This window comes from Bombilactobacillus sp. ESL1202 (assembly GCF_058107125.1).
On the sequence record NZ_CM176590.1, the window covers coordinates 1269677 to 1283904 of the forward strand.

At 36.1% G+C, this 14228-nt stretch carries 14 protein-coding genes; 13 read left to right on the top strand and 1 reads right to left on the bottom strand.

Translation table 11 applies throughout. The features are described 5' to 3' along the window. Window positions 1-683 precede the first annotated feature (683 nt). From AC3B7A_RS05630 to AC3B7A_RS05645, 4 genes are all read left to right on the top strand, one after another. Window positions 684-2534: a cation:proton antiporter domain-containing protein gene (locus AC3B7A_RS05630; protein ID WP_489755157.1), complete on the top strand. Its 1851-nt coding sequence runs from the start codon at window positions 684-686 to the stop codon at window positions 2532-2534. A 210-nt stretch (window positions 2535-2744) separates the two neighbouring features. Next, window positions 2745-3791, top strand: coding sequence for a lipoate--protein ligase (gene lplA / locus AC3B7A_RS05635; protein WP_489755158.1), 1047 nt, complete (start codon window positions 2745-2747; stop codon window positions 3789-3791). Next, on the top strand, window positions 3784-5184 hold the full coding sequence (locus AC3B7A_RS05640; protein ID WP_489755159.1) for a lyase family protein: 1401 nt from the start codon (window positions 3784-3786) through the stop codon (window positions 5182-5184). The genes lplA and AC3B7A_RS05640 overlap by 8 nt, the downstream gene beginning before the upstream one ends. Beyond that, window positions 5168-5485: a glycine cleavage system H family protein gene (locus tag AC3B7A_RS05645; protein WP_489755160.1), complete on the top strand. Its 318-nt coding sequence runs from the start codon at window positions 5168-5170 to the stop codon at window positions 5483-5485. The genes AC3B7A_RS05640 and AC3B7A_RS05645 overlap by 17 nt, the downstream gene beginning before the upstream one ends. Before the next feature lie 157 nt (window positions 5486-5642). On the opposite strand, the gene AC3B7A_RS05650 is transcribed toward AC3B7A_RS05645, so the two are convergent. Continuing rightward, on the bottom strand, window positions 5643-7025 hold the full coding sequence (locus tag AC3B7A_RS05650) for an FAD-dependent oxidoreductase (RefSeq protein WP_489755161.1): 1383 nt from the start codon (window positions 7023-7025) through the stop codon (window positions 5643-5645). A gap of 162 nt (window positions 7026-7187) precedes the next feature. Between AC3B7A_RS05650 and AC3B7A_RS05655 the strand changes: the two genes are divergently transcribed. From AC3B7A_RS05655 to AC3B7A_RS05695, 9 genes are all read left to right on the top strand, one after another. Then, window positions 7188-7469, top strand: a complete 282-nt coding sequence (locus tag AC3B7A_RS05655; RefSeq protein ID WP_489755162.1) for a hypothetical protein — start codon at window positions 7188-7190, stop codon at window positions 7467-7469. Continuing rightward, complete coding sequence (hdcA, locus tag AC3B7A_RS05660) at window positions 7429-8364, top strand: histidine decarboxylase, pyruvoyl type (protein ID WP_489755163.1); 936 nt, start codon at window positions 7429-7431, stop codon at window positions 8362-8364. Before AC3B7A_RS05655 ends, hdcA begins: the two co-directional genes overlap by 41 nt. Before the next feature lie 15 nt (window positions 8365-8379). Continuing rightward, window positions 8380-9864 carry a basic amino acid/polyamine antiporter gene (locus AC3B7A_RS05665; RefSeq protein ID WP_489755164.1) on the top strand — a complete coding sequence of 495 codons (1485 nt, stop codon included), beginning with the start codon at window positions 8380-8382 and terminating at the stop codon, window positions 9862-9864. Window positions 9865-9919: 55 nt separating this feature from the next. Beyond that, window positions 9920-10450, top strand: coding sequence for a histidine decarboxylase maturation protein HdcB (hdcB, locus tag AC3B7A_RS05670; protein WP_489755165.1), 531 nt, complete (start codon window positions 9920-9922; stop codon window positions 10448-10450). A 160-nt stretch (window positions 10451-10610) separates the two neighbouring features. After that, complete coding sequence (locus AC3B7A_RS05675; RefSeq protein WP_489755166.1) at window positions 10611-10988, top strand: GntR family transcriptional regulator; 378 nt, start codon at window positions 10611-10613, stop codon at window positions 10986-10988. Next, window positions 10978-11706, top strand: a complete 729-nt coding sequence (locus AC3B7A_RS05680; RefSeq protein ID WP_489755167.1) for an ATP-binding cassette domain-containing protein — start codon at window positions 10978-10980, stop codon at window positions 11704-11706. Before AC3B7A_RS05675 ends, AC3B7A_RS05680 begins: the two co-directional genes overlap by 11 nt. Next, on the top strand, window positions 11699-12478 hold the full coding sequence (locus AC3B7A_RS05685; protein ID WP_489755168.1) for a hypothetical protein: 780 nt from the start codon (window positions 11699-11701) through the stop codon (window positions 12476-12478). The genes AC3B7A_RS05680 and AC3B7A_RS05685 overlap by 8 nt, the downstream gene beginning before the upstream one ends. 23 nt (window positions 12479-12501) lie before the next feature. Continuing rightward, window positions 12502-13290 (top strand): hypothetical protein, encoded by a 789-nt coding sequence (locus tag AC3B7A_RS05690; protein ID WP_489755169.1) that lies wholly within the window; start codon window positions 12502-12504, stop codon window positions 13288-13290. An 18-nt stretch (window positions 13291-13308) separates the two neighbouring features. After that, window positions 13309-14103: a hypothetical protein gene (locus AC3B7A_RS05695; protein WP_489755170.1), complete on the top strand. Its 795-nt coding sequence runs from the start codon at window positions 13309-13311 to the stop codon at window positions 14101-14103. Window positions 14104-14228: the final 125 nt, after the last annotated feature.

Genomic DNA, 14228 nt, shown 5'->3' on the forward strand with positions numbered 1-14228 from the left:
TTAGTTTTAAGGAAAAGAGATGAGGCATTATGCTAAAATAGTTACAGATAAAGTAAATGCTAAGGTGGTGGCTATTCCTAGAAAGGGAGTGGTGCTTATGGTGTAAAAACTATAATGCCAGATCCTGAAGAAAGGACTAGCAATAATGAAACTACTAGCAATTGCTTACTTGATCCACAGTTTTGTGGGTATTGTACGCATAGTAGTTGAAGTTGTCAAACTGATTAAAAATCAAAATCGGTAGACGACAAAAATAACCATCCTTAGCCTCGCCTAGGTTAGATGGTTGTTTTAAGTTTATCAAACTTTTAATAGCTACCGCTTTTGTAACTTTGTCTAAAGGGATTGGTGTACAAGCACTGATTCCTTTTTCAATATCAATGATAACACATGCTATAATGTTTTTGTACCCTTAAGGATTTAGCAATAGGAAAACGTTAAATATTGATCTAGTTTCAAATTTTTAGCAATTTTAGAAAATTTGAAGCTGGATTATTTTATTTAAAAAGTTTACTGTACTTTACGAAATCTTATCTTAAGCGATAGTTTTAGCATTATTCTTCGAACTTAATTACCAAATTTTACCTGAATCACAAAAATAACAGTATTTTCTGTATTATAATTAAATTTTAAGTACTGATCTAAAGATCAATGAACTTTAAGCGAGGAGAGTATTTGTTTTTATGGATGTTTCATTAGTGATTGTGGCAGTGGCAGCTTTTTTGACTCCCACCATTCTGGCACGTTTTAAGATTTCGCTGCTTCCATCCAATATAGCTGAGATTATTGTGGGAATTATATTAGGTAAAAGTTGTTTTAATATTATCCACATTAATTCTGTATTGGACACTTTGGCAACTTTGGGAACCATTATGTTGTTGTTTTTAAGTGGTATGGAAATTGATTTTTCATTATTTAAAAAGCCTCAACCAACGACGACCTTAGAGATTAAGCGTGCTAAAAATGCGCCAAGTACTACACCATTAAAAATCGCAACGATTGGATATGTTATGACGTTATTGACAGCGGTGATTTTAGGAATTTTATTTGCTCTTGGTGGTTTATTCAGTAATATTTTCTTATCATCAGTGTTATTTGCGACGGTTTCATTAGGTGTAATGATTGGCATTTTAAAAGAAAATAATTTATTAGGAAATACTTATGGGCAAACGTTATTATTGTTCGGCGTTTTAGGTGAGATTATTCCATTACTAGGTTTAACTATTTTTTCAGCACTAAAGGGAGGTCACGGGGCAACGCTATGGTTATTATCATTGGTCTTTGTGGTAGCGGCTTTTTTCTTGGCTCATTTTCGCAATTTCTTTAAAAATGTTATTAAATTTAATAAATCGACAACGCAATTAGATATGCGCTTTGCGTTTTTAGTTATTATTATTTTAGTCGTTTTGGCGATGTCTGTAGGCGCTGAAAATATTTTAGGCGCGTTTTTAGCGGGCATTGTTATTAAATTACTAGAACCACAAAAGGCAACTGAAATGAAACTTAATGCCATTGGTTATGGCTTTTTGATTCCGTTTTTCTTTATTTTAACGGGAGTTAAATTAAATTTAGTCACATTATTAAGTGCGAAAAAAACTTTAATTCTCATTCCCTTGTTATTGGTCGCCTTTTTAATAGCTAAATTACCCGCTTATTTTAGCTTCAAGCACTTGTTTTCTAAAAAGAACTCTTTAGCAGGTACTTGGCTGGTTGAAACAACTATGACTTTAGTTATTTCTGGTGTCGCCATTGCTCAAGATATTAAAGCACTCAATGCTCAACAAGCGGGAGCTTTTACTTTGGCAGCCATCATAACTTGTCTGTTAGGACCTTTGCTGTTTAAAAAACTTTATCAACCTAAGGAACAAAAAGTTGTTAAAACTAATGTTCATATTATCGGAACTACTTCCTTATCAGTTGCTGCAGCACAACAATTACCCCAAGAATGGTATGAGGTTGCGCTTTATACTAATCATCGTGACAGTTTTGAGACTTTTCAAGCTCAAGCGCCAGTGACCTTACTTTCTAATTTTCAGATTGATCAATTAATTGCCAATGATGTTTTTGATACTGATGTTTTGGTAATCTCACATTTACATTCTAAGACTAACTTTCAATTGGCTTTGGCTGCCAAAAAATATGGTGTCCAGCGAGTCTTGGTGCGCTTAGATAATCCTGATGTTGAAGAATCACACATGATGGCGCAAGAATTAGCCGCTAAAAATATTGAATTTTTTAATACATTTGATGTTGGGGCTGGGGTTTTACGTTCAGCAATTGAATCCTCCCGAATTCTACCATTAATTACTGCCAACCATTCACGGATTTTTGAATTTAAATTAAGCAATCCTAATTTGGTTGGGACACAGGTTGCACAATTGCCAAAAGACGTGATTGTCAGTCGCATTATTCGTCAGGGCAAACCATTAATTCCACATGGCGAGACACTCTTGCAACAAAATGATCACTTGATTTTAACGGGTTCTTGGGCCACGATTGTAAAATTAAGAACAACTTTAGGCAAACAAGGTTAAAGTGAATATATCAAAGAGTGATTAGCGATAAAAATTACTGAGCAGTTTAAGAATCAAACTATTATCTTGTTGAAAAAGCGAGTTATCCAAAAATATTTTTTGCGTTTCTGCCAATAAAGCAAAATAATAATTGAATTTAAACTGCTTTTGTGTTAATAATAAATGGTAACGATTACAAAAAAGAAGGGGAAATTTGTGTTATATATTGACATGTCTGATGGAAAGGATTACTTAAATTATCCGTATTTAAGTCAAGCCACGTCTGAATTTTTAGAAACCGAAACAAAGTTTGGCAATGAAACATTGCTCGGTTTTTACCATCCCTTACAGCCAGCTGTAATTTGCGGTGTGAATCAAAATGTTTATGCTGAAGTGAATTTTGACTATTTGAAAAAGAATAAAATCACTTTAATGCGCCGTAATGCTGGGGGTGGTGCAGTTTATGTGGATCCGGGGAATTTAACTTATTTTTATATTGATAGCGATCGAGGTAATAATTATCAACAATTTGACCTCTATGCGCAAACAGCACTAAAAGTTTTACATCAGTTAGGCGTTCCAGCAATTATGAATGGGCGCAATGATTTAACTGTTGAAGGTAAAAAGTTTTCGGGCATGTCTTCAGCACGCATTGGCAACCGATTCTCATGTGGCGGAACTTTAATGATTGATGTTGATTTAACAGCGGCTGGTACAGTTTTACGACCATTGAAGGCTAAATTACGGTCTAAAGGTGTGCAATCGGTACATAGTCGCGTGACTAATATTCGACAATATTTTAAGCCACAATATCAAGATATTTCCGTCACAGCCATCCAAGAAATGTTTTTAAAAACACAATTTGCAACCGATGATTTAGCCACTATTCCCACTTACAAAATGCAAAAACAAGATTGGCAGCGTTTATATCAAATTGCTCATGATAAATATGGCACAAAACACTGGATTTATGGTTCTAAACTAACCAATGAGCACTTCCATGCGCGACATTTTAACGGCTTAGGAACGATTGAATTTAGTTTCACGAGTCATGCAGGTTTCATTACAAAGTGTAAAATTTATGGTGATTTTTCCTTGGCTTCTGGTAAATTATCGGAAGTTGAGGCTAATCTGATTGGCGTTCCTTTAAAACAGGAGAATTTGATTACGGCTTTTCAAAGAGGCGACGTGGCTAAAAATCTGGGAGCATTTCAGCCAGCAGCCTTAGCAGATATTTTATTAAATGAGCATTATGAAGAGGAGCAGGTTCATGGCTAACGGAATGATGTTAAGTTCTATCTTTAATCAAAATGAGTATTCTACGGCTGCTATGCGAGCCGTCTGGACCGATGAAAATCGACTCCAAGTGATTTGTCAAACGGAGATTGCGTTAGCACAGGCCATGGCCGCTCAAAATAAAATTCCCCAAACGGCCGCTATGGAAATTCAACAAGTTTTGCAACCGCAAAATTTTTCGGAACGGAAGTTGAGGCTGGCCGTAGCGCGGAGTGGTCACTTTTTAGCTGGGTTAATTAGTTATGTGCAACCTTTATTTAAGGGTGGTGGTGGGCAGTTTTTACATCAAGGAGCGGCTAGTGAGGATATTGAAGATACTGCTTATGTCCTCCAATTAAAACAAGCCCATCAGATCATCATTGATTATTTAGATAAAATTGTCCTGCAATTAGCCACCTTAACGCAGAAATATCAAACGAATTTGACTGCCGTAGTTGCTCATCGAACTTATGGTTCGTACACAACATTAGGTTTTAAATTGGGAATTTTTTTGAATGATTTGGAACATTTATTAACTAATTTAGAACGACAAGCTCAGATTAGTTTTTGCGGTAGTTTAACCAATGCGGATGGTTTATCGGGAATGATTGGTGAGCATTATGCAGAAGTAGAAGCGCGATTTTGTCAAGAATTGTCGTTAAATCAAGCAGAAATGTATTGGCATACGCAACGCGAACGATTTACCGATTATACGCATTTGTTAACCGAGATTGCGCAAGTAATTGGTCGATTGGCCAAAGAATTATTATATATGAGTCAGACACCAGTACAAGAATTTAGTGAACCTTATGCTTTGGGCCGCCAAGGATCAACCGTGATTCCTACGTCAAGAGAACCTTATATGTGTGAATCGATGTTGAACTTGAGTACGGTAATTCGTAATGAAATGACGTTAATGTACGATCAAATGTTAGTCAGTGGTGAAAAGGATACTGCCGTTTGGCGCGATTTATACGTAGGATTGCCCGAAATTTGTATGTATTTATCAGGACAATTAAATTATGCTTTGGTAGTGTTGACGAAAGGGACTTTTGATACCGAGCGGATGGTTGCTAATTTGGACTATGATGATGGAACCTTGTATTCAGGAGCACTCATGACCGCTTTAAGTCAGAAGGTCGGCCGACATACAGCTCATGATTGGTTGTACCAAGTTCGTTTGACAGCTGATGAACAACAACTGTCAATTAGAGAAGTTGTTTTAAAAAGTAATAATATTACGCAGGTATTACCTCCTAAACAATTGGAACAGCTTATGACACCTAGTTTGGATAAAATTCCGAATGCCGTCAGCAAAGTGAAGACTATTTTACAATTATTTGATCAGCATCATCCAGAATTGAAGGGAGCTGTGCAGAATGCAAGCAAGAAATGATGAACAATATTTTTGGCAAGAAAAAAGTGATACCGGAGTTTTGCGTCTCGGCTTAAATGATCAAGGTCGGCAAGAAGCTGGCGAAATTTCTTTCGCCGATTTTCCAGATCATTTGAATTCCGTTAAAGTAGGTGATGTTGTTTTATCAGTTGAAGCCGCAAAGTCAGTTTTGGATTTATATAGTCCGGTGACTGGGAAAGTCGTACGTTTAAACGTTTCATTGTTAGAACATCCCGAAAATTTAAATAGTACCGACAAAGCGCAAAATTGGATTTTAGAGCTCAATTGTGGTGAAGCTTAAAAAGTATATTTAAAAAATGAAAATGGTTCAATTTGTGAATTTGAAATAACTCACAAATTGAACCATTTTTGCGTATAATTGTTGTTAATTTTATTGAAGGATGAGAGCTGCAGCAATTGTAGTCTCAATTTTTGCTGTAATAATGGTTAATTATAGCTTATTTGGTGAATTCAACTTCGCCTAAAGCATGTTGGGCAGCCAAATTAAGCAAACTCCATTGTCGATCAAAACCTGGTTGGAAGAAGAAGTCAGCTTCTGCTAAATCTTCCAGCGTTAATTGTTGCTGAATTGCTAAAGCCAAAACATTACCTTGAGCTGTAGTATCATAAGTTGACAGCACAGCTCCACCTAATAAACGATGACTTTGAGGGTCAAAGAATAATTGCGTGTAAACCGGGGGGTTATTTTCACCACTAGGGACATAGTTAGGACGTAAAGTGTCTTGGTAAAAGGAGCTGCTGAGCTTGATACCAGCACGTTCAGCAGTACAACTATTCAGACCACTTTGAGCAAAATGATAATCAAAAACACTTAAGGCTGACGAGCCGACTACACCACCAAAAGGTACTGCAGGCTGGTCTTCAAAAAGATGTTGGACAACATAACGAGCTTCACGCCGCGCAACAGTTGCTAAAGCAATCGGCATTTTTTGATGAGCAGATACGGAATAAGCTAAGGTAGCATCACCGATGGCGTAAACATCTGGCAAATTAGTCCGTAAATATTCGTCGGTTTTAATCCAACCACGATCGTCTAAGTTAACGGTGCCTTTGAGCCAATCAGTAACTGGTTGAACGCCAGTGGCTTGAATTACTAAATCACTAGGATAGGAAGCTTGACTACTTTTGACAGCTTGAACCTGGCCATTGTGACCAATAAATTCATTGATTTGCACCTTGGTTTGCACTTCAATACCGTGAGCAGTTAAAGTTTTAGTTAAAATGTCGGTTAATTCAGCATCTAAATAAGTTCCCAGTGGGCGGTCGATAACATCCAATAAAGTGACATGCTTGCCAGCTTTGGTGGCGGCTTCGGCAGCTTCAATGCCAATGTAGCCGGCCCCAATCACGGTAACATTTTTGACGGTAGGGTCAGTTAACTTAGCTTTAATTTTCGTGGCCCAGTCTAATCCGCGCATGAGATAAATGTTATCTAGTTCCTTGCCAGGAAGCGGTAGTGCTTTGGGTGTTACCCCCGAACTTAAAATTAATTTGTCGTAAGCCACAGTTTGACTCTGGCCGGTTTTTAAATCCGTGACAGCAACACTTTTTTGGTCGCTGTTGATTTTAGTAACCTGGTGATTATTGAAAATATGAACATTTTCTTGAGGAAAACTTTCGGGACTAAAGTTTCGGACATCTTGAACCGCAGTTACTTGGTTTTCAAGATATAATTCCATTCCACAAGACATAAATGAAATGAAATCCCCCGCTTCAAACAAGGTAATATCCACTTGATCCTGATAACGACTTAATAACTCTAGAATGGATTGATGACCGCCGTGAGAAGCACCAACGATTACAACTTTCTTTTTTGCCATTTAAGATTAACTTCCTTTCAAACTTAAATTAGTAGTGAGAACAAAAATTGAAGTTTGAGAACAATAATCAAGTACTAGAAGGTAAGAAAGATCTTTCTTGTGGTCACCACTTCTAAAGTTAGCACATTGAATTTTACTTTTCAAAGCCAATTCAAATAACAAGTGATTTTAGCTGGAACAGGTGGGCTTGATACAGGCGTTGATTTGAATATAACAATTAAATCAGATAATAAAAATAACAATTCTAAAAAGTATCTGCTTATACATAATTTAACTTCAAAGCAATTATTAATGTCAAATAATATAACTTATATTGCTTATTTCTTGATAAAAAAATATCACCAATTTATGATGGCTCTAGAAATTAGTTTTAACAATTTTAATAACTTATGGGGGTTATCAAATGGCAAAATTGGATTTAAAACTCAACAAAATTGGGATTGATCGGATTGCAATTAGTCCATATCACCAATATTCACGGGGCTATATGGAACCCGGAAATTTGGGTAATGGTTACGTGACAGGGATTAAAGTAGATGCCGGTGTTCGCGATAAAACCGATGATGACGTGTTAGACGGCATTGTTTCTTATGATCGGGCAGAAACTAAAAATGCTTACATTGGTCAAATTAATATGACAACGGCTTCTAGTTTTACTGGTCCACAAGGTCATTTTTTGGGCTATGATTTGTTGCGTAATCCACAAGTTGATCAGGTTCAACCGTTATTTGAAGTTGATCAATGGGACCAAAGTAGTTTGCCAATTTATGATGCTAAACCACTGCAAGATTCGTTAGTTGAATATTTTGGTGTTCGTGATGAGCGCCGCCATTATCCAGCTCCCGGCAGTTTTATTGTTTGTGCTAATAAAGGGGTGACAGCTTCTCGACCAAAAGCTGATCAGGAAATGAAACCTGGTCAAGGTTATGGTGTGTGGTCGGCCATTGCGATTTCTTTTGCTAAAGATCCTGAGCATAACTCCAGTATGTATATTGAAGATGCGGGTGTTTGGAATACTCCGAGTGAAGATGAACTGATTGCATTTTTAAAAACGCGCCGAAAAGCTATTGCTAAATCAATTGCGGCTTGTGGTCAAGATGCAGATACTTCGTTTGCTAGTTCTTGGATTGGTTTTGCGCATACGATGATGGAACCGGGACAAATCGGTAATGCCATTACAGCAGCACCGTACTTCTCTTTGCCAATTGATTCGATTCCTAATGGTTCAATTCTAACACCTGACAAAGACATGGAAATTATGGAAAATTTGACCTTACCACAATGGTTAGAACAAATGAATTATGATTCCATTGTTGAAACGAAAAATATTAAATATTAGGCGGGGGCAGGAACAATGGCGGCAACAAAGAAACAAACAACAAAAAGTTCCAATACCCAAAAAGTTGGCGTTTTAGCTTTAATTGCTTTTGTCTTGTCGGCAATGGTTGGCGGTGGAATCTATGATTTACCGCAAAATATGGCCATTAAAGCGGGAATGATTGGTCAAGTTTTGGGCTGGATTTTGACGGGGATTATCATGTGGTTTATTGTGCGGTCCTTCTTGACGCTTTCCGAAATCCGGCCACAGTTTACTACCGGTTTATATAAATATGCTGATGATGGTTTTGGACGATTTACGGGCTTTTTTGTCAGTTGGGGTTATTGGATCTGTGAATGTTTTGCTAACGTGACGTATGCAGTTTTATTGATGTCGACTTTAAATACCTTATGGCCGGGAACTTTTGGCAATGGTAATAATATTCCATCTTTAATCTTAAATAGCTTAATTCTATGGGGAATGAGTTTATTAATTTTAAACGGAATTAAAGGTGCTAGTTGGGTTGATATTACAGGAACGGTGGTGATGTTATTATCCACAGCGGTCTTCTTAATTACAATGATTGTGGTCTTTAATTGGCAGACGTTTACGACCAACATGTTTGCTAATCACGCAATTAGCAGTTTAGGTGATAAAAATCTAGGTTCTTTAGCTTCTCAGGTTAAGAACACGATGATGACAACACTCTGGGTCTTTGGTGGTGTTGAAGGAGCGGTCGTTTTATCTGATAAAGCGCGGAGCCAAAAAGACGTGCGGACTGCTACCAAATATGGTTTCTTAATTTGTCTGGTACTTTATGCGATGGCATCTTTACTACCATTAGGCTTAAAGAGCTATGGTCAAATTGCGCAAATGCATTCACCGTCTTCTGGTGAGTTGATGAATATTGTCGTTGGGCCTTGGGGGCGGTTGATTATCACTTTTGGTGTTATCTTGGCTGTGTTATCAAGTTGGCTAACTTGGACTTTATTATTATCGCAAATGCCGGCCGCAGCTGCAGAAGACCGCACTTTTCCTAAAGCTTTTGCCAAAATTAATAAAAACAATGTGCCCTCATTTTCTGTGATTGTTTCCACGATTGTGATGCAAATTATTATTATCGGGACTCATTTTGCTGGTAATGCGTTTAATACTATGTTGACAATCGTTGGTACCATGACTGTGCCACCGTATTTAATTTCAATGATGTATCTCTTTAAGGCTAGTGGTAGTGAGCAAACCTTTAATCCACAACATTTAACGACGACGACATCACAAAAGAAGGCCCACTATATTAGTTTGTTGGGAGCTTTAGGAACTTTATTTATGGGCTATGCAGCTGGAATTGAATACACAACTTTATCCTTTATTATTTATGCACTCGGAATTCCCGTCTTTATCTACGGCCGAAAGCAGTATGCACCCCACCAGCCAGTCTTTACTAAATATGAAAAAATTTTTGCAGCAGTGATTGTCCTCGTAGCGGTTTTGGGGTTAATCTTTGTGATTTATAAACATTGATCAGTAGTTGGGTGAAGTTTAGATAGTATTTTTATAAAAAATTGGAGGTCTATTGATGAGTGTTGATTTGGCCGATAATGAACAATTTGTTCGGAAATATTTGCCAGAAGTCAAAGTGAAAAAAGTTTTACCGGCTTTGAAAGATGTTCCAGAAAAAATGACCAGTATTGCCTTAAATGAAGCAGGCGATTTAGAACAAGTTATTTTTACAGCAGGCACTAAAATTTATTATTATGATTTAAAAAAATCGGATTCACTTCAACATCGTAGTCGTGCTGAAGTCAAAACGGCGAAATGTTTGAAAGGTGTGCCACACGGACAAATTGAAATTATTTTTGAAGATTTAGAAAAGTGGTACTTTGATGACATTGTTTCCGGCCGCGCCTTTGATTTAATTCAAGCCATTAGCCCGCAGGAAAATACACAAGCGGCCTATGATAATACTATTCGGGGTGGCTTTCCCCAACTGTTGGATGCTGATCATGGACCGGAAGTGGATCGCTTACGAAATTATATGCAAAATGGTTATATTAGCCAATATGAATATGATGATAGTAATCCGTCTTTACCAAAAGCAGGTAAGTAAAACAGAAAAATTTTCAATTAAATTAAAGTGCTGTGATTCGCTAAGTTGAAAGAAAAACTTAGTTGGGAACACAGCACTTTTTTAGTTTTAAAATTAGCGTGCCTTGTAATTTTTTAAATAGGTGTTATACTGTATTGGTACACGGATAAAGGAGGATATTATGAAATTTAAAGATAATATTCCGATCTATTTACAAATTAAAGATTTAATTAATCGGCAAATTATTGCTGGTAAATATCAACTTGGAGCAAAGTTACCGTCAGTGCGTGAACTATCAGTTACTTTAGAAGTCAACATTAATACAATTCAAAAAGCATTGGCGGAATTGATTCAAGAGCAGGTTGTCATGACCAAACGTGGCAAAGGCAATTTTGTGACGGAAGATCCACAAATTGTGGACCAATTGCGTAATCAAATTATTGATCAAACTTTGGGCTCAATGTATGAATCTTTATCACAGATGGGACTAGATCAGGGTGAAATGTTTTATTACATTAAATTGTATTTAGGTGAAAGGATGAATCAGCATGACAAGTAATTTATTAGAAATTAACGCTTTAAACTATCGTAAGAATAATCACTTGATTTTAAAGGATGTTAATTTACAACTCCAAACGGGTCATTTTATTGGCTTAGCGGGTGCGAATGGTGCCGGTAAAACAACTTTGATGCGTTTAATTGCTGGTGTAGCCAAACATTATAAAGGTCAGATTTTATTTGACGGCAACCAAAATTTAGTGGAACGTCAAGCTCATGTTAGTTATTCTGATGAACTATTAGGTTTTGGTCGCCAAACTAGAATTAAAGAGATTGTTCACTTTTACCAAACGGTTTATCCTGATTTTTCTAATGAACGTTATAATCAATTAGCTCAATTCTTAAAGTTAGACCAACAGCAAAAACTTGGTAGTTTATCAAAGGGGACCAAAGAACGTTTGACGATTGCTTTAACTTTAGCGCGTCAAGCTCAACTGTATTTATTAGATGAACCGTTTAGCGGCATTGATGTAATGAGCCGTAAGAAGATTATTCAAGGGATGCTTAATTGGGTTGATGACTCCGCTTCAGTTTTAATTAGTAGTCATCATTTAGAAGAAATTAGTCAAATTTTGGATGAGTTAATTATTATCAAAGATCAAACGATTTTGAATCATCGTGCCACTGAAGATATTTTAGAGCAGGAACAATGCTCAATTGAAGAATATTTTGAAAGCTTATATACAGAAGATGAAGACGAGGAGATAGTTGATGACTAATTGGTGGTCGCTGTTTAAGGCAGTTAGTTTAGCGCAATTCAAACAACTCAGAAGTAATCTAATCTTTAATAGTTTATTTATCATTATTTCCTGGGTAATGGTTTTATTTTCCGGTAATCGTTATTGGGCGGAATCCTTATTCTTTAGTGTTTTGTTATTAACCATGATTTTTGCGGTGGTCTTTGTTGTTCAGAATATTGTCTTAACACAAAGGCAAATCAATAGTAATCGTTATCGACTAATTCCAATTGCCGACTGGAAGATTTATGTAACACAAATTGTTGGTATAATCGTGAATTGGTTTGCTTTTGGCCTAATGCAACTGTGTTTATTAATTATTGCCTTTGGAATTGTCTTAATTGAAATTTGGCAACAAAATCGAAATTTATATTATTTCATTCAACATTTTAAAATCTTTGATCAAATTGATTGGTCAGCAGGTTTTTTGATAGGTTTGGTTTTATTAGGAACGGTGATTTTAAGCCTGTTATTTGTTAATCTGATTAGTTTTAGTGGCAATATTTTATTAGATTACTTACCAATTCGCCAATCCAAGATAGTAACTGTCGTAGTTTATTTAGTGATTACTTATTTAGCAATTAAGTTGTTTAATCAAGCAATTTATCTTTTACACATGATTACTTTAGGAGCCATTGATTATCATTCTGGAGCATTAAATTTTAATGGTAATTATGTCTTCACGTTCTTGACAGTAGTCGTTTTAATCGGGGTTAATGCTTGGTTAATTAATTATTTAGAACCAAAAAAATAAAAAGTCAATGGGGGAGATTAAAAATGACTAGTTGGTCAGCAGCTTTCAAAGCAACTACAAGAGAACAATTTCAAAAAATTACACGTTTGTTATTAATTAATTTATTATTTGATGTCGTCACAGTTTTCATCATGATGTTTACTGATAGTGGCATGGATTCTTGGAGTGGTTCTACTGCAGTAAGCGTCATGGTTTGGGGCATGGTAGCAGCGGTGGTAGTCGTAATTCAGTCGGCAGTTATCATTCAACATCAAGTGTTTAGCAATCGTTATCAGTTGGTGCCGATTGCCAATTGGAAAACCTATTTGATGCAATTAGCAGGGATGTTAATTAGTTGGCTTTATGTGTTAATAGTTCAAGCAGTTTTGTTTGCCATTCCTTTTTTCTTCTCTGTGGCGCATTATCAGCAACAAGCAATTAATGGTAACTTTTTACAAGGTATTTTATTAGGTGCTTGTGCGATCGCTTTATTTGCCTTAATGGTGACCTTATTAATTAACTTTGTGAACTTTATTAGCAAATTTGTCCTAGATTATTTACCAGGAGGCACGTCACAACTAGTTAAATGGATTGTTTATATTATTGTGATTATCTTGACGATTAAAGTGATTGGCGACTTATTATCAATATTTAATCAAATTGATAATCCCCAAAGTTTTAATGTTAATGTTAGTTCACATGGATCAAGTGTTAATTTTGGTACTAGTATTATTTCATCAATGTTAGTTACCAACGGGGTCTTTTTATTGTTTGATCTGGTTTTAATTGGTTTGAATAGTTGGTTGACGCAACATTTAGAGACCACTAAATAATAAGGGTAGTGATAAAAGGTGACTAATAATTGGCAACTATTAAAAGTATTAACAAAAGAACAAGTTAAAAAAACAACTAATATCTTATTAATTAATTTGTTGTTTTTCGTTGTTAGTTGTTGGGGCGTTTTATTTACGGGCAAAGATCTTAGTTCTCAATCTGATTGGTCATTATCTATTTTTGTTAATGTAGTAATGTGGGAAACTGTTTTTGGGCTTATTCTCTTAATTAGTACGATGTTAATTGCGAAAAATCAAGTTTATCACAATCAATATCGGCTAGTGCCAGTCAGTGATTGGCAGTTCTATACGTTACAGTTAGTCAGCGTTTTGTTAGATTGGTTATATATTGGGGTGATTTATGGAATCTGTCTGGGACTCAGTTATCTTTTAACCCTTGTTCGTCAGCAAAAAGCTTGGATTGGTCAGGGAAAATACCCATTTAATGGGGAACAGACCGTAGCGATTATTGTTATCGTTGTGATTACTGTCGTAGTTATGGCTCTGTTTGTACTCTTGTTGATGCAATTAGTGAACTTCACAAGTAATTATGTTTTGGATTATCTGCCCGCTGGTTATCAAATTTGGCTGCGGTGGATAGTTTATATAGTAGCTATTATTGCCGCCATCTACTTGTGTGTGCGGTTAATTGATTTTTCTGATTGGTTTACTTATCAAGTGGGTTATGGTCAAATGACAGTACGTGGTGGCATTGGTGCAACCTTGATTAATGATTTAATTTTTGTAATAATCAATGCGATTTTGTACGTGGTTAATGGCTGCTTACTGAAAAAATTGGAAACTAAGAACTAGTTGCTGAAATATATATTGGCTTAATGGAAAACGAAAAATAGAATAAAAGCATTAATCTTATTGTCCCAACCCTGTTTAAGACGTTGTTGTCTAGGATATTCAACTTTTTACCACTTCTTGATGCA